This window comes from Caballeronia sp. EK (genome assembly GCF_014384845.1).
Classification (GTDB): domain Bacteria; phylum Pseudomonadota; class Gammaproteobacteria; order Burkholderiales; family Burkholderiaceae; genus Caballeronia; species Caballeronia jiangsuensis.
The window spans coordinates 532,696-551,118 of sequence record NZ_JACSUE010000006.1; the positions used below are offsets into that span (position 1 = coordinate 532,696).

Here is an 18,423-nt window from a genome sequence, read left to right on the forward strand (position 1 = left end):
AACCGGAGATTCCTCGATGACCCTGCTCCTGACATGGCTGATCAATGCGCTCGCGCTGTTGATCATCACGTATCTGGTGCCGTCGATCCACATTCGCAGTTTCGGCACGGCGCTCATCATCGCAATCGTGCTGGGGCTCATCAACGCGGTCATCAGACCCGTCCTCATCATCCTCACGCTGCCGGTGACGATCGTCACGCTCGGGCTCTTCATACTCGTCGTGAATGCGCTGTGTTTCTGGCTGTGCTCGTCGCTGTTGAAGGGCTTCGAAGTATCGGGCTTCTGGTCCGCGTTCTTCGGCTCGATTCTGTACAGCATCGTGTCGTGGCTGCTGTCGGCGCTGGTGTTCGGGAATCGTAATTTCGGGTGACGCTGGAGCGCGAACGCTGCCGTTCGTCAGAAAACATCATGAAACCGATCGAACTCTCATTCGAGTTTTTCCCGCCGAAGACGCAGGAAGGCGTGGACAAGCTGCGCGCTACCCGCGCGGAGCTGAAGACGCTTTCGCCCAAGTTCGTCTCCGTGACGTTCGGCGCGGGCGGCTCCACGCAGCAAGGCACGCTCGACGCCGTGCTCGAAATGGCCGCGGAAGGCTTCGAAGCCGCGCCGCATCTTTCGTGCGTCGGTTCATCGCGCGAGAATCTGCGCGCGATTCTCGCGCAGTACCGTGAGCACGGCATTCGCCATATCGTCGCGCTGCGTGGCGATCTGCCTTCGGGCATGGGCGCAGTCGGCGAGTTGCGCTATGCGTCCGAGCTCGTGGCGTTCATTCGCCAGGAGCACGGCGACTGGTTCAACATCGAAGTGGCCGCGTATCCGGAGTTCCATCCGCAATCGAAGTCGCCGCGCGCGGATCTGGAAAACTTCGCGCGCAAGGTGAAGGCGGGCGCGAATTCCGCGATCACGCAGTACTTCTTCAATGCCGATTCGTACTTCAAGTTTGTCGAGGAAGCACGCAAGCTTGGCGTCGACGTGCCGATCGTGCCGGGCATCATGCCGATCACGAACTTCACGCAACTGATGCGCTTCTCCGACATGTGCGGCGCGGAAGTGCCGAAGTGGATCGCGCGCCGGCTCGAAAGCTTCGGCGACGACCGCGAGTCGATTCGCGCATTCGGCGTCGACGTGGTGACGGGTCTGTGCCGCCGCCTCATCGACGGCGGCGCGCCGGGGCTGCATTTCTACACGCTCAACGGCGCGTGGGCGTCGAAGACGGTTTGCGAGCGTCTCGGCTTGAAGAACGCCTGACCAGCATCAATGTTTCACCCGCGCGGCGCTCGCCGCGCGGTTCTTCTCTCTCCTCCTTCGTTGTTCGCCTTTTTGCGCTGACAAATCCCGTCGCGCGCAATATTTCGCCGTGCGTCTATCACCTCCATGCATGGCGGATAACCTACCCTTATCGAAGCGTCATCGACGACAAGTTCTAGTGGGGAAAACCAAGCGCGCATGTCACTTTTGTTCGTGCTAGGGTAGCGCCCGACTTCGCGCACACGCGCCGAAAAACGGGCGGTGCGATCAAGTAAACTCGCGCTACGCCGGCCAGAAGCCGGCATTGACTTGGAGGAAACATGAACAAAAACAGCCTGTTGCGAGCCGTCCGCGGTTCGGCGCTCGCGGGCGCCGTGGTCACGGCGACGCTCTTCGCAGCAACCGCGGCGAATGCCGCCATCCCGAACAAGACGCTCGTGTACTGCTCCGAAGGCAGCCCGGCCGGCTTCGATCCGGCCCAGTACACGACCGGCACCGATTTCACCGCGAACACGTTCACCGTGTACAACCGTCTCGTCGAGTTCGAGCGCGGCGGCACGAAGGTCGAACCGGGTCTCGCCGAGAAGTGGGACGTGTCGTCCGACGGACTCACCTACACGTTCCATCTGCGCCACGGCGTGAAGTTCCAGACGACGTCGTACTTCAAGCCGACGCGCGAATTCAACGCGGACGACGTGATCTTCACGTTCAACCGCATGCTCGATCCGAACAATCCGTTCCGCAAGGCGTACAACGTGCAGTTTCCGTACTTCACGGACCTCGGCATGGACAAGCTGATCTCGAAGATCGAGAAGGTAAACCCGTACACCGTGAAGTTCACGCTGAAGGAAGTGAGCGCGCCGTTCATCCAGAACATGGCGATGGAATACGCGTCGATCCTGTCGGCCGAGTACACGGACAAGCTGATGAAGGACGGCAAGGCCGCCGACATCAATCAGCAGCCGGTCGGCACGGGCCCGTTCATCTTCCGCAGCTACACGAAGGACGCGACCATCCGCTTCGACGGCAATCCTGATTACTGGAAGCCGAACGCCGTGCAGATTTCGAAGCTGATCTTCTCGATCACGCCGGATGCCGCCGTGCGCGTGCAGAAGCTGAAGAACAACGAATGCCAGGTGATGAGCTACCCGCGTCCGGGCGATATCTCGACGCTGAAGTCGGTGTCGACTGTCGATACGCCGTCGCAGGCAGGCTTCAACGAAGGCTATGTCGCGTACAACGTGACGAAGAAGGACCTCGGCAACGCCGACGTGCGCCGCGCGCTCGACATGGCGATCAACAAGAAGGCGATCATCGATTCCGTGTATCAGGGCGCGGGCCAGCCAGCCACCGCACCGATGCCGCCGACGCAGTGGTCTTACGACAAGAACCTGAAGGGTCAGACGTACGACACCGCGAAGGCGAAGGAACTGCTTGCGAAAGCGGGCTTCCCGAACGGCTTCGAAATCACGCTGTGGGCGATGCCCGTGCAACGCGCGTACAACCCGAACGCGCGCCTGATGGCGGAAATGATCCAGGCCGACTGGGCGAAGATCGGCGTGAAGGCGAACATCGTGTCGTACGAGTGGGGCGAGTATCTGAAGCGCGCGCACGCGGGCGAACATGATGCGCTCCTGATCGGCTGGACGGGCGACAACGGCGACCCCGACAACTGGCTCGGCACGCTGCTCGGCTGCGACGCGGTGAAGGGCAGCAACTTCTCGAAGTGGTGCTACAAGCCGTTCGACGATCTCGTCGTGAAGGGCCGCTCGACCACCGATGTCGCCGCGCGCACCAAGGCCTACACCGATGCGCAGCAGATCTTCGCGCAGCAACTGCCGTTCTCGCCGATCGCGCACTCGACCGTGTATCAGCCTGTCAGCAAGAAGGTGACGAACATGAAGATCGAGCCGCTTGGCTACGTGCGTTTCGATGGCGTCGGGATGCAATAAGCTTTTGCTGCGGAACGCTTTTTGCACTAAACCATAACTAATCGAAAAGGTCCGGCGGCGCGGGTCGAAGTACGATCCAAGCCGCCGGACACGTTTCTAGTCCCTCCAATACCGAAAAGGGCGATCATGTTCCGATTCGTTTTGCGACGCATAGGAATGGTGATACCGACGTTCATCGGCATTACGATTCTCGCGTTCGCGCTCATCCACCTGATCCCTGGCGACCCCATCGAAGTGATGATGGGCGAGCGCGGCGTGGACCCGGCGATGCACGCCGAAGCCATGAAGCGCCTCGGCCTCGATCAGCCGCTTCCGGTTCAATACCTCACTTACGTCGGGCATGCGCTGAAAGGCGATCTCGGCACCTCGATCATCACGAATACGAGCGTGATGGGCGAGTTCCTCGCGCGCTTTCCCGCGACGGTCGAGCTCTCCATCTGCGCGATGATCTTCGCGCTCGTCGTCGGGCTGCCTGCGGGCGTCGCGGCTGCGCTCAGGCGCGGCACCGTCGTCGATCACGGCGTGATGGGCACCGCGCTCACCGGCTATTCGATGCCGATTTTCTGGTGGGGCTTGATCCTCATCATGTTCTTCTCGGCGAAGCTCGGATGGACGCCGGTGTCGGGCCGCATCGCGGTCGAGTACGACATTCCGCACGTCACGGGCTTCATGCTGATCGATGCGCTCTTCTCCACCGATGAAGGCGCGTTCACGTCGGCGGTGTCGCATCTGATTCTGCCGACCATCGTGCTCGGCACGATTCCGCTCGCGGTCATCGCGCGCATGACGCGTTCGTCGATGCTCGAAGTGCTGCGCGAGGACTATATCCGCACGGCGCGCGCGAAAGGTTTGTCGCCGCTGCGCGTGGTCGTCGTGCATGCGCTGCGCAACGCGCTGATTCCCGTGGTGACGGTGATCGGCCTGCAGGTCGGCACGCTGCTCGCGGGCGCGGTGCTGACCGAGACGCTGTTCTCGTGGCCGGGCGTCGGCAAGTGGCTCATCGACGCCATTTCGCGTCGTGACTATCCGGTCGTGCAAGGCGGCATTCTGATGATCGCGACACTCGTGATCGTCGTGAATCTGGTCGTCGATCTGCTCTACGGCGTGTTGAATCCGCGCATTCGCCATACTCGCTGAGGTCAAACAAGTTATGGCTGACATTCAAAACAATCTCCCGCCCCAGGCGCTGACACCGCCCTCCGGCCGCATGGTCGCCGCGCGCGAGTTCTGGGCGAACTTCTCGCGCAATCGCGGCGCGGTGGTCGCGGGACTGATCGTGCTCGTGTTGATCCTCATCGCGCTTACCGCGCCGCTGATCGCGCCGCACAGCCCGATCGAGCAATACCGCGACTACGTGAAGATTCCGCCCGCATGGCTCGAAGGCGGCAACCGCATGTTCCCGCTCGGCACCGACGAAGCCGGCCGCGACATCCTCTCGCGTCTGATGTACGGCGCGCGGCTGTCATTCTGGATCGGCTTCGTGTCGGTGGTGCTCGCGCTGATTCCGGGCGTCGTGCTCGGTCTCATGGCCGCGTTCTTCAACTGGCTCGATACGCCGATCATGCGCGTGATGGACGTGCTGCTCGCGCTGCCGTCGCTGCTGCTCGCGGTCGCCGTCGTGGCGATCATCGGGCCGGGGCTCGTCAACACGATGCTCGCGATCGCGATCGTCGCGCTGCCGGGCTATGTGCGTCTGACGCGCGCGTCGGCGCTCGGTGAATTGCAGAAGGAATACGTGACGGCATCGCGCGTCGCGGGCGCGGGCACCGTGCGGCTGATGTTCTCGCAAGTGCTGCCGAACTGCGCCGCGCCGCTGATCGTGCAGGCGACGCTCGGCTTCTCGTCCGCGATTCTCGATGCCGCCGCGCTCGGCTTCCTCGGCCTCGGCGTGCAACCGCCTGCGGCGGAGTGGGGCGCGATGCTGGCATCGGCGCGCGATTACATCGAGAGCGCATGGTGGATCGTGACGATGCCGGGCCTGTCGATTCTGGTCTCGGTGCTCGTCATCAACCTGCTCGGCGACGGTCTGCGTGACGCGCTCGATCCGAAACTCAAACGGATGGGCTGACATGAACGATCTTCTGACTATCCGCAATTTGCAGGTGACGTTCGGCGGCACGCAGGCGGTCGATCGCATCGACCTCTCCGTGAAGCCGGGCGAAGTGGTCGGCGTCGTGGGCGAATCCGGCTCTGGCAAGAGCGTCACGATGATGGCGCTGATGGGCCTCATCGACGCGCCCGGCAAGGTCACCGCCGATCAGGTCACGTTCGACGGCAAGGACTTGCTGAAGGCGTCGGCGCGCGCGCGTCGCAGGATCATCGGCAAGGACATCGCGATGGTGTTTCAGGACGCGCTCACGAGCCTGAACCCGAGCTATACCGTCGGCTATCAGATCAAGGAAGTGCTGAAGCTGCACGAAGGCTTGCGCGGCGATGCGCTCAACAAGCGCGCGCTCGAACTGCTCGATCAGGTCGGCATTCCGGATGCGAAGAGCCGCATCAACGCGTTTCCGCATCAGATGTCGGGCGGCATGAACCAGCGCGTGATGATCGCGATGGCCGTCGCGTGCAATCCGAAGCTCTTGATCGCCGACGAGCCGACTACCGCGCTCGACGTGACGATCCAGGCGCAGATCATGGAACTGCTCGTCAAGCTGCAGAAGGAACGCGGCATGGCGCTGGTGCTGATCTCGCACGATCTGGCGGTCGTGTCGGAGGTGGCGCAGCGCGTCGCGGTGATGTACGCGGGCGAGGTCATCGAAACGAATCACGTGCCGACGATCTTCAGCGAGCCGCATCATCCGTACACGGAAGCGCTGCTCGCCGCGATTCCCGAGCATAGCCGTGGCGCGGAGCGTCTCGCCGCGCTGCCGGGCATGGTGCCGGGCAAGGACGACCGGCCGAGCGGATGTCTCTTCGCGCCGCGCTGCAAGTACGTCGTCGACGATTGCTGGAAGGGCCGGCCGAATCTGTTTCAGCTCGACAAGCACGATCCGGCCGTGCGCGCGCGTTGCATCAGGCCGTTGAACATCGATGTGGTGGTGGAAGGAGGCGCGCGATGAACGCCGTACCGAAGGAAATCAATCAGGACATCGTGCTCGCCGCCGACCAGCTCACGAAGTACTACGACGTGAAGCGCAGCGCGTTCCAGCACGGCACGGTGAAAGCGCTCAACGGCGTGTCGTTCGAATTGAGGCGTGGCCGCACGCTCGCGGTCGTCGGCGAATCGGGCTGCGGCAAGTCCACGCTCGCGCGCCAGTTGACGATGATCGAGCCGCCCACGTCGGGCCGCTTGCTGATCGACGGCGACGATGTCGCGGGCGCGAGCAAGGCGAAGATCGCCGAGTTGCGGCAGCGCGTGCAGATGGTGTTTCAGAATCCGTTCGCATCGCTGAATCCGCGCAAGACCGTCGAGCAGACGCTCGGCGAGCCGCTCGCGATCAACACGTCGCTCTCGTCGACGGAACGCGCCGAGCGCATCGCGAAGATGATGCGCACCGTCGGCCTGCGGCCCGAGCATGCGACGCGCTATCCGCACATGTTTTCGGGCGGGCAGCGTCAGCGCGTGGCCATCGCGCGGGCGATGATTCTCGATCCGCAGATCCTCGTCGCGGATGAACCTGTGTCCGCGCTCGATGTGTCGATTCAGGCGCAGATCCTGAATCTGTTCATGGATTTGCAGGCGCAGTTCGGCACGAGCTACGTGTTCATTTCGCACAACTTGTCGGTGGTGGAGCATATCGCCGACGACGTGATGGTGATGTACTTCGGCGGCGTCGCCGAAGTGGGCGACAAGAAGACGATCTTCGCGAATCCGCGCCATCCGTACACGCGCGCGCTGATGTCCGCGACGCCCGCGATCTTCGAGGAAGACCGCCGCATCAAGATCAAGCTGCAGGGCGAGATGCCGTCGCCGCTCAATCCGCCGTCGGGCTGCACGTTCCATCAGCGTTGCCCGTATGCGATCGAGCGATGCCGCGCGGAAGAGCCGAAGCTGCGCACGGTCGACGGACGTGAGGTGTCGTGCCATCGCGCCGAGGAGGTGGGCGAAGTCGAAGTCTGATTCTCGCCGGGCAGGTGTTCGGTGCGTCACGCGAATGTTTTAAGATGTGAGCCGTGCCGGATTCATACGACAAGCCGCGCTTCTCATGCGCGGCGTTCGCCAAAACGACAGCCATCGTGCTGTCGTTCGTGCTGTTTACGGCGGGTGTTTCGGTCCCGTCGGCGGGCTTCGCCGTGGTCGGATCGCGCACGCCGCAGGCCGCGGGCGATGCCGGGTCCGCCGCCGCGCCGGCCAATCCTGCTTCGCCGCCGCGCGCGGATCGCTCGGACGGCACGACCGCGAGCGGTCCGGTGCGCGCGCAGCCGCCGCGGATGCCCTTCTATGTCGCGACCAAGGGCACGACGACCATCTATGTGCTCGGCACGCTCCATGTGGGTTTCGCGAGCGACTATCCGCCGGAGCAGCCGTTTCGCAAATCGATACTCGCGGCGCTCGATGCATCGCCCACGCTGGCGCTCGAAATTTCTCCCGATGAACTGCTGCTGTCTCAGGACGATGTGAACCGTTACGGCATGTGTCGCAGCGAGTGTCTGATCGACTATCTGCCGGACTCGATGTGGAAGAAGGTCGAGACGCGCATGCGCGGCAATCCGGAGGCGCTGAAGGAGTTGCGGCATACGCGTCCGTGGCTCGCGTCGATGCTGATCGAAACGTACGACACGTTGAAGGCGGGGTTTCAGAGCGAGTACGGCACCGAGGCGCAATTGCAGAATGTGTATCTGCGGGCGCGCGGGAAGATCGTCGGGCTGGAGACGTTGAACGAGCAGATCTCTACATTCACGCGACTCACGTCGGCGCAGCAGCGCGAGATGCTCGCGCAGGATCTGGTGCAGACGCCTGCGGAGAATGTTGTGGATGTGAAGGAGTTGCATCGGTTATGGCGTATCGGCGATGCGGACGCTTTGAAGGCCTGGGATGACGCGAAGAGCGGCAAGCTCGCGAGGAATCCGGCGCTGGCGGCGCAGGTCGATAATCGCGTCGTGTATGAGCGGAATCGGCGGTTTGTCGCGAGGATGGTTGGGTTGGCCGCTCCGGATAAGCCCGTTTTTGTTGCCATCGGGGCGTTGCATCTTGGGGGGCCGAGGGGCGTGCTCGAACTGTTGAGGAAGCGGGGGTTTGTGGTCGTGCCGGGGTGATTGACGCTGTCTGGCATATCAGCGCCCGTTTTGCATTCACGTGGAAGAAGCTTCGCGGTAGAAATGCAAAACGCCTCGATCCTCAGTGAACAGGCGCATTCCTGCAGCTTCGGCCACTTTTACAGACGCGTCGTTTCCAGCCTTGATTTCGGCACGGACCGGACATCCGCGAGAGATGTCGTCCACAACCAGACGAACCATGCGCGTTGCCACTCCCTCGCCGCGCGCATCCGGCGCAACTGTCCACGATAGCTCGGCCGTGCCGTCAGGCCCATTGTCGACGCGCACCGTGCCAACCGGTCGTCCGCGTTCCTCAGCGATGAATATCAGCCGATGTGGATTGGCGAAGCTCGCGGCCAGCCACGCTTCGTGTCGATCGCGGGAAATCTCTGACGTGTCGTGACTAGCGTGGCGTGTCACTGGATCGTTTCTCCAGTTGTAGAGCAGATCCGAATCCTGGCCGGTCGCTTCTCTCAAAGTCAGCATGTGATGAATTTCCAGATTTAAAGACGGCATTGAAATCGTTCAAGGTCCGCTCTATTCGACGAGAACGTGCCCGTTGCACGATGGCGAGACCGATCCGCCTGCATTCGAATGAAAAGTGCAGTTCCGTGCGACGACTGTCGCGCCGTACGCATTGACGCCGTAACGTCCCGACCCTGAGGCGGTGCAGCGAAACAGCGTGGATTCGTCGGCGCCCGCCGAAGTGTTGAAGCCGTCTCTGAAGGCGCGCTCGGCCACGCAGTCGATGAGACTGACGCGTCGACTGCCGTTCACGATACTGAAGCCGTTGAAGTCGGCGCTTGCCGAACCTTCGGTTCCCGCGGAATCGGAAAGGAGTCTCAGCCCGGCTGTATCGTCGGCGGGTTGCCCTGCATGTCCGAAGTTGAAGCCGTGGAAGTAGGCATTCGCCCGGCTCGAACAGTCCACCACCAGCGATTCCTTCGAGTCGCAACCGATGCCCGAAGCGCCCGCGAGATGCGTCGCGACCCTGGCGATTCTATTGCGCGCCGACGTCGGGCCACCGACTTGAACTCCGCTCCAGCTTTCAGTCCCGCCGCAGGTGTTCATATCGCGGACAACGCTGTCGCTTACGTCGAAGAGCCAGACGCCCTCCCGACCGTAGTCGACCAGAAAGTCGATCGAAATGGAATGATTCCGACCGCCCAGTAGATGAATTGCCGCACCCGAACGCTCCCGGACGGTCCTGGAAAAACGGTTCCCGCCCGCTCGCGCGAGGTGTATCGCGATCGACGAGCAGTTGCTGAAGCGAACCAGTTCGTGCTCCGCGTCCGATGCCTGGCGCGCCTTGGCGCCATCGATGCTGCCGTTGCCGACGAGCGCGATGTGCGAATTGCCCTGCCGGGGATCGGCATTCGTGAACATCACCGCGCGTGCGGGCGCACCGGCCGTCATCTCGATTACGCCGTCGATGACGACGGTCGCATGAGATGGAAGCGGCACATCGAGAGCCGAGCAGCGCAAGTCCGGCGGAATCCACACGTAGACGTCCGGGTCCGCGAATGCGCGTTCGAGCAGCGAGGCCGTGCAGTCGCCGTCTTTCGTGGGCCCGAATCGTCTGATATCGACCAGTTGCCGGGTATCGGGCAACCACGTTCTCCCCAGCGCATCGGCAAGATGCCCCTCAGCGCCCCTGCCATTGGTATCGCGGACAAAGAAGCGCTCTTGCCGTTTTACCGACAGACTGGCATTTCGCAGAAACACACGGCTTGCCTGTCCCGCGTATGTGGCGAGGTCAGACGAAGAGTTGAGAACTTCGAGATCGCCTGGACCATAGTGCACTCCCGTGGACCGCTGCAGCGCAGCTTCGACCTCCGACGGCTCCGGCAATCGCGCGGCGACCGATCTGCCTGCGCGAGCAAGCAAACCGGCACCCGCACCGGACATTTGCAAGGCAAGCAGTGACTTCAGCATCATCCGTCTGCGATTCATACGGTAGTTCTCGACACTTTGCTTATCGCATAGCCAAGGCAATCCTTGATGATGAAAAGTACGGCTATCGGATAACCGAAGAAGTATCGTTTGAACAACTTCGGCTCGTCGTATATTCGATAGAGCCAGCGCAACTGGAAGCGATCGATCCAGCCCGGATAATATCGCGCGCCTTTGCGGGCAGTCTGGTGCAGGAATCCGCCGCACGTGTAGCCGGTGCCTGTCCAGCCGAGGGACCGGAGTTCATGGAGAAAGCGTTCCTGATGCGGCGCCCCCATGCCACAAATTAGCACACTCGCTTTGGAGTCCATAACGTCACGCAGAGCACGATTTCTATCGGCGTCGCTCAGAAAGTAGCCGTTTCGACTGCCGCAAATATCGAGTTTCGGAAATTTTTCGACCAGTACGGAAACAGCTCGGTCGAGATTGGCCTGTGTAGATCCGATGATGTACACGCTTTTGCACGATACCGCTGCGTCGTGGAACACGCGTGGTGCAAGAGACGTCATGTCGAAACTCACACGATCGATGTGCCTGGACCAGAATATTGACAAAATTTTCACAAGTAATTGACCGTCGATTCCTACCTTGGCGGTGGCCGCGAAGAGATAAGGATGGTCCCGGAGAATCATGTATGAATGAGGGTTCAGAAAAATGACTGACTGGCCCGAACAGTCGTCGCTGTCGCTGCTCATGATTCTGTCGAATATTATCCTGACCAGATTGGACTTCTTGTGTTGCACGAAAACGGCCCACCCAAAACAATTACGTGTTCCTGCCACGCTTGCTGCCGAGCAATCCGCCCAGCATGAAAAGGGCAGGGAGACAAAGCTGATAGAAATAGAGCGGATTGGTGAACTGAAATATCAATTGCTGGCAAAAGATCAGAACCAGCGCCAAAATCCTTTCTGCTCTGCCGGCCCGACTTCGTCGCGAAAGGACCAATCGCGCCCCGCCGAAAAGCACGACGATGTAAATGGCGGAGCCGACGACGCCTAATTCGGAAAGTGCCCACAGGAACTCGAAATGAGGGCCGACATCCTGGATGCTCGTTTGCGCCTCGAACCATTTCGGAAAGCCCCCGATCCCGAGGCCGAACACGAACTGCGAAGTCGAGATGTGTGAGAAATAAGTGGACAGGATCATCAAGCGGAAATTGGTCGACGTGTCATTCCCTTGATCGCTGATTGAAAGCGCGACTCTCGAACCTATTTCCGTGTTGTTCAACACCCAACCGATTGCTAACGGCGCGATGCTGAATGTGAGGAGCAGCAGGATCGCGCGAACGTAAATCGATCGGTGATACGCAATGACTGTCAGACTCAGCACGAGCAATCCGGCGACGGCAATCGCGCGTGTCCCGGTAAGAAACGAGCAAACGACGAGAAGCAACGAGAGCGCAAGATGAATCTTCGATCTCGTGCGTATCAGAAAATAGGTGTTCGCAAGCAGAAAGATCATGCAGACGGACGCATAACCCGGTGGACTGCCGATGCTGCCTGGGAACCGTATTGCGCCGTTCATCGCGAGTGCGCGACCGGCCAGCAAATCGATCATCGATTGCGCGACATAGATCAGCGAGCTTCCCACGACGATATTCCGTGCGGAGCGCCACCAGTCTTCCCGATCGCGCTTCGCCCATGAGTAGCCCATCCAGAAGATGAGGATGATCGACGCAATGCGCAGAAAGTAGGACTCGTATTCCTGCGGCGGATTGCGCATCGCAGAAATGGCGAGTCCGTAGAAAAAGAAACTTCCCAATCCTATGACGCATCGGGGGACAGAATCGACTCTCCGAGTGAGCACGAATAGCGCCGCGATCATCGCGAACAGCAAGAGAACGACCGCCGCCCGAACGTCCTTATCGATGATCTGCGAGCCGCCTCGAATGGAAACGTACGAATATCCGGTGAACGGGAGATACACCAGGAAGAGGAAATACAGCCCCCACGCCGTCAATCTCGACGATTTCATTGATCCAGCTCTTCAAACGTCGTGATGGAGGGGAGCGAACTCAGGAATGTGTCATCTTCCGGTGCGGGAAAATGCGCCGTATAAACCACGGCGCGTCGTCCGGCCAGCGTCGCATCGAATAAACCCGACGAACGCGACGCCACGACGACGTCGGACCACATTAAATCTTCCTCGAGACTTGTCTTGCCATCGCTGATTTGCAAGCCAGTTAGATCGAGTTGGCGATAGATCGAGACATCGTCTCGCGGATGAATGCGCAGACGACATTGGCAATGCGCCGAACGCGCGGCGAAGTGGCTTAACGCAGCGAAATCCGCGGTCTGCCGATCATGACCGGTATGCTCGCCATGCCAGAGATACGCGCTGCCGAGAAACAGAATGCGCGTCTTGCCGGACGCGTCACGGCCCGCGGTTTCGCGTATCGCAGCGTGCCGTGGCAATGGCGAAACCAAGATGCTTTGCGCGGTTGCTCCGTGAAAGCGAAGCACATCAGCGACGGACGCATGCATCACGGTTATGTCATCGATCATGCCGCTTACGCCCACCGTGCTCGGAACGAATTCGTCGAGATTCAGACGCTCCGCCAGCCGTTGCATCAGGCGCTTCGCGAAAGCGCGACTCCCTTTCTCGCGCGTGTGCAACCCGTCGAGCATGACGGTGATCCGACAGTTCGGCCTTCTGGCTCGCGCCGCCTTGACGATGATCTTCTGCAACGCGCCGTCGTTTCCAAGAACGACGTGATCGAACGACCCGATTTCGGCTCGCGCCCACGCGCGGAACCGCATGCAAATCCGGGCGCGATGCAAGCCGCCCGATCGATAGAATGCTCTGGCCGTTCGTTCGACACGGTTGATCGATGGAGTCACGTTCTCATCGAAGAATCGCTCCGTCGATTCGTGCGTGGCGCCGTCCAGTAGCAGGATGGACACGGCCTCGCCACGCGAAATCGCTTCGCGGGCAAGGATGTTGAAGTTCTTAGCATGCGTGTCGTTTTGAACGACGAACAAGGTCGACATAAGACGTTTGCGGGCCAGTTGCGCTTATCGGGTGGCCACGTGGCCCGCGAGAATGTCGCGCGGCACCGGTTCGCCTGCAGCAAAGTCTCGCGGGGCTGTCTGTCCGATCAGCGCGTCGTAATGCTTGGGCGCGAGTCCATACCCGGGACGAATGCTTCTGACGTTTTCAGGCGCGAACTTCTCGCCGGCGGCGACCGGCTTCACGATATACAGAGAGCGTCGGAATTTCTGATTCGGGGCTTCACTCTCCTGCACCTGATACGTCACTTTGCCCATCGCGTTCCAGCAACGCCGCGCTTCGGTCGTGAGCGCCAGGAGACCGTCCGGCTCGAGGCTGAAGCTGTCGTCGGGGCCGCCTCCGTTGCGGTCGAGCGTCACATGCTTTTCGATGATCGATGCGCCGAGCGCCACGCTCGCGATCGCGGTCGTGTTGTCGATCGTGTGATCGGACAGCCCAACCACCACGCCGAAGTGGTCGATCATGTCCCGGATGGTGTGAAGGTTGTAGTGCTCGGCGAGCGCGGGATAGCCGCTCACGCAATGAAGGATGGCGAGTTCGCGACAGCCGGCCGAGCGCGCGGCTTCGATGGCTTCGCCAATTTCATCCCTGGACGCCATGCCGGTCGAAATCACCAAAGGCTTCTTCGTGCTCGCCGCATACCTGATGAGCGGAAGATCGACTGCCTCAAACGAAGCAATCTTGTACGCGGGTGCGTTCAGATCTTCGAGCAGATCGACGGCGGTTGAGTCGAACGGCGAGCTGAAGATGGTTATGTCCCGCCGACGCGCATGCTCGAACAGCGGTTTGTGCCAATCCCACGGCATATATGCCCACTGATAGAGCTCATAGAGCGATTTGCCGTCCCACAGTCCGCCGTGAATCAGGAAATCGGGACCTCGCGAGTCGAGCGTGATCGTATCTGGCCGGTACGTCTGCAACTTCACGGCGGCCGCGCCCGCTTCCTTCGCCACGTCGATGATGCGCAACGCCGTATCCAGACAGCCGTTGTGATTGGCAGAAAGCTCGGCGATCACGTAAGGCGGATGCTCCGGTCCGATCGCTCTGCCGGCAATCTGCATCGATGTCTTGAGTTTCTGTGTCATTCGAGTTCGTAAATGATGTTGAGAGGGCCGAAGCGGCATTCAGCGCGCGATATCGAGGATGGCGTGCGCAACGCGCCGCGCGCCCGATCCATCCACAAGGCCCATCAGGCGCTCTGCGGGGCGAAGGTATTCGTTTGGATTCGCCTTGAGGCGATGCAATGCTTGCGAATACGTCGACGGGCTCGTTTCGTCGGAACAGCCGATGTAATCGACGAGCCCTTGCTGCACGAGTGCGCTAACGGTTTGCACCTGGTTGTCGGCGACACACACGACGCTTGCGTTCAGTCCGAGACAAAGCCGCTCCCAGTTCGCGCTGCCCGACGCACCGAATGCATAGTCGCTGGTGGCCATGAGCTGCGCCATGTCCGGTGTCTGATGATGAAGGCGCACATTGGGAATCGTCTCCGCCAGCGAACGCAACCGGCCGATGTGCGGATTGCTTCCACCCACCACCACGTCCGCACACAGACCTTCCTCGGCCGATCCAGGCCAGCCCAACAGAAACTTCTCGGTCTCATTGCTGCTGTCGCCGCCCCCGAAGAAAGCCAGCACGCGCAACGCGCCCGTATGCGCAGCCCGGTTCAGGCGCGCCTCCCGATATGCGCGAAACTCCTCGCGCAACAAGGCATAGCCGGGCCCCAGCAGAGTCTGACAGTGCGCGGGTATCAAATCGCGGTAGCGAGTTTCGGCATCCTGAAACAGATTCTGGTCGACTAGCAGCGTGGCGTCGTGCTCGCGATTGGCCAGGTCGTCGATCACGGCGACGTGCTTCACAAGGGCGCGGCATGACGCCTCGAAACGCGTATCCAGCCCATAGTGATCGACGACGAGCCAGTCCACCGCGCCGAGCGATGCGAGCGTTCGCTTCACGTCGGCAATATGCGCGGACGTCATTTCCGCAGTCCATACGCGATGGTCCATGGATAAGCGCTCGTCCACGGCGATCAGCTCATGGCACGTGATACCAGCCGCCCGGATGACGGCGCCGAGGTGGCCCTCGTATGCCGTGGTCACGAAGTGAATTTCAGCGCCTGCCTGCGCGAGCGCCTGTGCGAGCGCGATACAGCGCATCACGTGCCCGCTGCCGATCACGGGCGACGAATCAGCCCGGAAAGCGATTCGCATCGGTCATTCCCAAATCGCGCAGTGCCGCATGCATGGCTTCCGCCTGAATCCAGTCTTCCGGCGTATCGATGTCTTGCACGCGATAGCGCGGAATTTCCACGGGAGCGGTGCCTTCGCCGAGTATCGGACGCGCCGCGAGGAAAGCTTCGGCGGTGCCCCAATAGAATTGCGCGGCATCGTGATAGGCCTCTTCCAGATCCTGCGACCGCACGAGATAGTTCCGTGGATCGAGCATCGCGACGCGACCTTCGGCGGTGATGCGAAGCGCGCGTTGAATCGGAAACGCGAACGTCGTGACGCTGACAGCGAAATCGGCTTTCGATGTTCGCAGCACGTCCAGGCCGCGCGCGAGGTCATCGGCCATCAGGAACGGCGCCGTCGCATAGACGCAGCAGGCCAGGTCTTCCGGTTCGCAGGCCAGCGACGACAGCGCGTGTTTCATGACCGATATGGTCGGAGCGTGGTCATCGGCAAGTTCGGCCGGACGCATGAACGGAACCTCCGCGCCGAAGTCGCGCGCGATATCGGCGATCCGCGCGCAGTCCGTCGAGACCACGACGCGATCGAAGCACTTCGAGCGCAACGCGGCTTCGATCGACCATGCGATGATCGGCTTGTCACCGAACAGCTTCGTGTTCTTGCCGGGAATGCGCTTGCTGCCGCCGCGAGCCGGAACGATGGCCACGGTCGTCATGACAGCGCCGCCGCGAGTGCGTCGACGACCGTGTCCTGCTGCGCATCGCTCATCGTTGCGTAAAGCGGCAGGCTGATCGCCTCGCTGTAATAGCGCTCTGCTTGCGGATAATCTCCGGTTCGAAACCCTAGCGCCTGATAGTACGGCTGCGTATGAACGGGAATGTAATGAACGTTGACGCCGATTCCCGCAGTTCGCAAAGCCTGCACGACTTCTTCACGCGAGCGCGTAATTTCATCGAGACGCAGCCGGATCACATACAGATGCCACGCCGATGCCGCTTCCGCGATCTGCAGTGGAGTCTGGACCGGCAACGCGCTCAGGCGATGGTCATAGCGGGCCGCAATAGCCTTGCGGCGGTGAACGTAGGTATCGAGTCGCGTCAGTTGCGTCAATCCGAGCGCGGCCTGCAGGTCGGTCATCCGGTAATTGAAGCCGAGATCGATCTGCTGGTAATACCAGGGGCCGTCCGGCGCGTGCGTCATCGCGAGAGGATCGCGTGTAATGCCGTGACTTCTCAGCATTTCCATGCGACTCGCGAGTTGCGCGTCATTGGTCATCGCCATGCCGCCTTCGCCCGTCGTGATGATTTTCACGGGATGAAAACTGAAGACGGTGATATCCGAGTATTGGCAGTTTCCGATGGCTGCGTCTTTGTACGACGCGCCGATCGCATGCGAAGCGTCTTCGATTACGCGGAATCCATACTGCCGGCTCAACGCGCGAATCGCTTCGAGTTGGCACGGCTGGCCGCAAAGATGAACGACCACCAGAATCTTCGGCAACTTGCCGTTCGTCTTTGCGACCTCGAGCTTGTGCCCGAGCGATTCGATATCGATGTTGTACGTAGCCGGATCGATATCCACGAAATCGACGTCTGCGCCGCAATATCGAGCGCAGTTCGCTGACGCGACGAACGTGATCGGAGTCGTCCAGAGACAATCTCCCGCGCCGAGCCCGAGGCTGAGGCAGGCAATATGCAAAGCGGACGTCGCGCTATTCACCGCAACCCCGAAGCGTGCGCCGACCCGCATTGCTATCGCTTTCTCGAAGTTCGGCACTGCCGGACCTTGTGTGAGGAAATCCGAGCGCAGGACATCGATAACCGCGTCGATATCGTCCTGCGTGATCTCCTGTCTGCCATAAGGAATCATTTATGCGTGCGCCGGTTGGTCGAATTCACGAATCTGCTCGATCGAAAGGAAATGATCATTCGAGCCCGAGTTGTATTCGAAGCCTTGTTTCACGGGACGCCCCTGTTCGTTGAGCGCGTTGCGGCTGAAGTCGTCTGCGCGGCCGTTGAACATGATCGTGGGACTCAGCACGTAGTGATCGCCGAACTCGACCGTCAGATGGGAATCGTCCGCGGGGCACATGATTTCGTGCAGTTTCTCGCCCGGCCGGATACCAACGATCCTCGTGTCGACCTCCGGGGCGATGGCGCGAGCCAGATCGAGAATCCTGATCGAGGGAATCTTCGGCACGAAGATCTCGCCGCCGTGCATGCGCTGGAAATTCGTGAGCACGAAGTCGACGCCCTGCTGCAGCGTGATCCAGAAGCGCGTCATTTCCGGGTGCGTGATCGGCAAGGCGGCCGCGCCGGATGCCACGAGTCGCTTGAAGAACGGCACGACGGAGCCACGGGATCCGACCACATTCCCGTAGCGGACCACGGCGAAGCGAGTCCGGTGGCCGCCCGAGATGTTATTTGCCGCAACGAAGAGTTTGTCGGACGCCAATTTCGTCGCGCCATACAGATTGATGGGATTCGCCGCCTTGTCGGTCGAAAGCGCGATGACCTTTTCCACATTGTTCGCGAGCGCGGCGCGAATGACGTTCTCGGCGCCGTGGATATTTGTCTTGATGCATTCCATCGGGTTGTATTCGGCTGCGGGCACCTGCTTCAGCGCCGCGGCATGAATCACGAAGTCTACGTGGTTCATGGCTTGCAGCAGACGATCGAAGTCCCGGACATCGCCGATGAAATATCGCATGCACGGATCGTTGAAGTCCTGCTGCATCTCGAATTGCTTGAGTTCGTCACGCGAGAAAATGATCAGACGCCGCGGCTTGTAGCGCGCGAGAATGGTCTTGACGTATTTCTTGCCGAACGAACCGGTTCCGCCGGTGATGAGGATGGACTTATCGTTAAACATGT

The 18,423-nt window shown here is 60.8% G+C and carries 18 protein-coding genes; 8 read left to right on the forward strand and 10 right to left on the reverse strand.

Annotated features, from left to right (window positions below; translation table 11 throughout):
* The first annotated feature begins 16 nt into the window (after window positions 1-16).
* From IAG25_RS20955 to IAG25_RS20990, 8 genes are all read left to right on the forward strand, one after another.
* On the forward strand, window positions 17-370 hold the full coding sequence (locus tag IAG25_RS20955; RefSeq protein ID WP_035499250.1) for a phage holin family protein: 354 nt from the start codon (window positions 17-19) through the stop codon (window positions 368-370).
* Window positions 371-408: 38 nt separating this feature from the next.
* Complete coding sequence (metF, locus tag IAG25_RS20960; protein WP_187606542.1) at window positions 409-1,248, forward strand: methylenetetrahydrofolate reductase [NAD(P)H]; 840 nt, start codon at window positions 409-411, stop codon at window positions 1,246-1,248.
* 320 nt (window positions 1,249-1,568) lie between these two features.
* The gene (locus IAG25_RS20965; protein ID WP_187606543.1) at window positions 1,569-3,200 is read left to right on the forward strand and encodes an ABC transporter substrate-binding protein; all 1,632 of its coding nucleotides are present in this window, start codon (window positions 1,569-1,571) and stop codon (window positions 3,198-3,200) included.
* 126 nt (window positions 3,201-3,326) lie between these two features.
* Window positions 3,327-4,337 carry an ABC transporter permease subunit gene (locus tag IAG25_RS20970; protein WP_187606544.1) on the forward strand — a complete coding sequence of 337 codons (1,011 nt, stop codon included), beginning with the start codon at window positions 3,327-3,329 and terminating at the stop codon, window positions 4,335-4,337.
* A 13-nt stretch (window positions 4,338-4,350) separates the two neighbouring features.
* Complete coding sequence (locus IAG25_RS20975; RefSeq protein ID WP_035499243.1) at window positions 4,351-5,268, forward strand: ABC transporter permease subunit; 918 nt, start codon at window positions 4,351-4,353, stop codon at window positions 5,266-5,268.
* Window position 5,269: 1 nt separating this feature from the next.
* A complete protein-coding gene (locus IAG25_RS20980) occupies window positions 5,270-6,262 on the forward strand; it encodes an ABC transporter ATP-binding protein (protein WP_187606545.1) in 993 nt (330 codons plus the stop codon).
* Complete coding sequence (locus tag IAG25_RS20985; RefSeq protein ID WP_187606546.1) at window positions 6,259-7,263, forward strand: peptide ABC transporter ATP-binding protein; 1,005 nt, start codon at window positions 6,259-6,261, stop codon at window positions 7,261-7,263. The genes IAG25_RS20980 and IAG25_RS20985 overlap by 4 nt, the downstream gene beginning before the upstream one ends.
* Window positions 7,264-7,316: 53 nt before the next feature.
* On the forward strand, window positions 7,317-8,399 hold the full coding sequence (locus IAG25_RS20990; RefSeq protein WP_187606547.1) for a TraB/GumN family protein: 1,083 nt from the start codon (window positions 7,317-7,319) through the stop codon (window positions 8,397-8,399).
* A 36-nt stretch (window positions 8,400-8,435) separates the two neighbouring features.
* Here the strand turns inward: IAG25_RS20990 and IAG25_RS20995 are convergent, their stop codons facing one another.
* From IAG25_RS20995 to pseB, 10 genes are all read right to left on the reverse strand, one after another.
* Window positions 8,436-8,885 carry a GNAT family N-acetyltransferase gene (locus IAG25_RS20995; RefSeq protein ID WP_222946571.1) on the reverse strand — a complete coding sequence of 150 codons (450 nt, stop codon included), beginning with the start codon at window positions 8,883-8,885 and terminating at the stop codon, window positions 8,436-8,438.
* Between the two features lie 51 nt (window positions 8,886-8,936).
* Window positions 8,937-10,010 carry a hypothetical protein gene (locus tag IAG25_RS21000; RefSeq protein WP_187606549.1) on the reverse strand — a complete coding sequence of 358 codons (1,074 nt, stop codon included), beginning with the start codon at window positions 10,008-10,010 and terminating at the stop codon, window positions 8,937-8,939.
* A 338-nt stretch (window positions 10,011-10,348) separates the two neighbouring features.
* Window positions 10,349-11,047 (reverse strand): WecB/TagA/CpsF family glycosyltransferase, encoded by a 699-nt coding sequence (locus IAG25_RS21005; RefSeq protein ID WP_187606550.1) that lies wholly within the window; start codon window positions 11,045-11,047, stop codon window positions 10,349-10,351.
* A 70-nt stretch (window positions 11,048-11,117) separates the two neighbouring features.
* A complete protein-coding gene (locus IAG25_RS21010; RefSeq protein WP_187606551.1) occupies window positions 11,118-12,326 on the reverse strand; it encodes an O-antigen ligase family protein in 1,209 nt (402 codons plus the stop codon).
* Window positions 12,323-13,039, reverse strand: a complete 717-nt coding sequence (locus IAG25_RS21015) for a hypothetical protein (protein WP_187606552.1) — start codon at window positions 13,037-13,039, stop codon at window positions 12,323-12,325. Before IAG25_RS21015 ends, IAG25_RS21010 begins: the two co-directional genes overlap by 4 nt.
* A gap of 327 nt (window positions 13,040-13,366) precedes the next feature.
* Window positions 13,367-14,446 carry a pseudaminic acid synthase gene (pseI, locus tag IAG25_RS21020; RefSeq protein WP_255503834.1) on the reverse strand — a complete coding sequence of 360 codons (1,080 nt, stop codon included), beginning with the start codon at window positions 14,444-14,446 and terminating at the stop codon, window positions 13,367-13,369.
* 39 nt (window positions 14,447-14,485) lie between these two features.
* Window positions 14,486-15,571 (reverse strand): UDP-2,4-diacetamido-2,4,6-trideoxy-beta-L-altropyranose hydrolase, encoded by a 1,086-nt coding sequence (pseG, locus tag IAG25_RS21025; protein WP_187606553.1) that lies wholly within the window; start codon window positions 15,569-15,571, stop codon window positions 14,486-14,488.
* Entirely contained in the window at window positions 15,549-16,265 is a 717-nt protein-coding gene (gene pseF / locus IAG25_RS21030) for a pseudaminic acid cytidylyltransferase (RefSeq protein ID WP_187606554.1), read from the reverse strand. Before pseF ends, pseG begins: the two co-directional genes overlap by 23 nt.
* Complete coding sequence (pseC, locus tag IAG25_RS21035; RefSeq protein WP_187606555.1) at window positions 16,262-17,419, reverse strand: UDP-4-amino-4,6-dideoxy-N-acetyl-beta-L-altrosamine transaminase; 1,158 nt, start codon at window positions 17,417-17,419, stop codon at window positions 16,262-16,264. The genes pseF and pseC overlap by 4 nt, the downstream gene beginning before the upstream one ends.
* A complete protein-coding gene (gene pseB, locus IAG25_RS21040; protein ID WP_187606556.1) occupies window positions 17,420-18,421 on the reverse strand; it encodes a UDP-N-acetylglucosamine 4,6-dehydratase (inverting) in 1,002 nt (333 codons plus the stop codon).
* Window positions 18,422-18,423: the final 2 nt, after the last annotated feature.

Bases quoted from the DNA above. Each gene is read 5' to 3' on its own strand.
- IAG25_RS20985 (WP_187606546.1), top strand. From the start codon at position 6,259: ATGAACGCCGTACCGAAGGAAATCAATCAGGACATCGTGCTCGCCGCC.
- IAG25_RS21010 (WP_187606551.1), bottom strand. From the start codon at position 12,326: ATGAAATCGTCGAGATTGACGGCGTGGGGGCTGTATTTCCTCTTCCTG.
- IAG25_RS21005 (WP_187606550.1), bottom strand. From the start codon at position 11,047: ATGAGCAGCGACAGCGACGACTGTTCGGGCCAGTCAGTCATTTTTCTG.
- metF (WP_187606542.1), top strand. From the start codon at position 409: ATGAAACCGATCGAACTCTCATTCGAGTTTTTCCCGCCGAAGACGCAG.
- IAG25_RS20995 (WP_222946571.1), bottom strand. From the start codon at position 8,885: ATGCTGACTTTGAGAGAAGCGACCGGCCAGGATTCGGATCTGCTCTAC.
- pseF (WP_187606554.1), bottom strand. From the start codon at position 16,265: ATGACGACCGTGGCCATCGTTCCGGCTCGCGGCGGCAGCAAGCGCATT.
- IAG25_RS20965 (WP_187606543.1), top strand. From the start codon at position 1,569: ATGAACAAAAACAGCCTGTTGCGAGCCGTCCGCGGTTCGGCGCTCGCG.
- IAG25_RS20975 (WP_035499243.1), top strand. From the start codon at position 4,351: ATGGCTGACATTCAAAACAATCTCCCGCCCCAGGCGCTGACACCGCCC.
- pseB (WP_187606556.1), bottom strand. From the start codon at position 18,421: ATGTTTAACGATAAGTCCATCCTCATCACCGGCGGAACCGGTTCGTTC.
- pseI (WP_255503834.1), bottom strand. From the start codon at position 14,446: ATGACACAGAAACTCAAGACATCGATGCAGATTGCCGGCAGAGCGATC.
- IAG25_RS20980 (WP_187606545.1), top strand. From the start codon at position 5,270: ATGAACGATCTTCTGACTATCCGCAATTTGCAGGTGACGTTCGGCGGC.
- pseG (WP_187606553.1), bottom strand. From the start codon at position 15,571: ATGCGAATCGCTTTCCGGGCTGATTCGTCGCCCGTGATCGGCAGCGGG.
- IAG25_RS20970 (WP_187606544.1), top strand. From the start codon at position 3,327: ATGTTCCGATTCGTTTTGCGACGCATAGGAATGGTGATACCGACGTTC.
- IAG25_RS20955 (WP_035499250.1), top strand. From the start codon at position 17: ATGACCCTGCTCCTGACATGGCTGATCAATGCGCTCGCGCTGTTGATC.
- pseC (WP_187606555.1), bottom strand. From the start codon at position 17,419: ATGATTCCTTATGGCAGACAGGAGATCACGCAGGACGATATCGACGCG.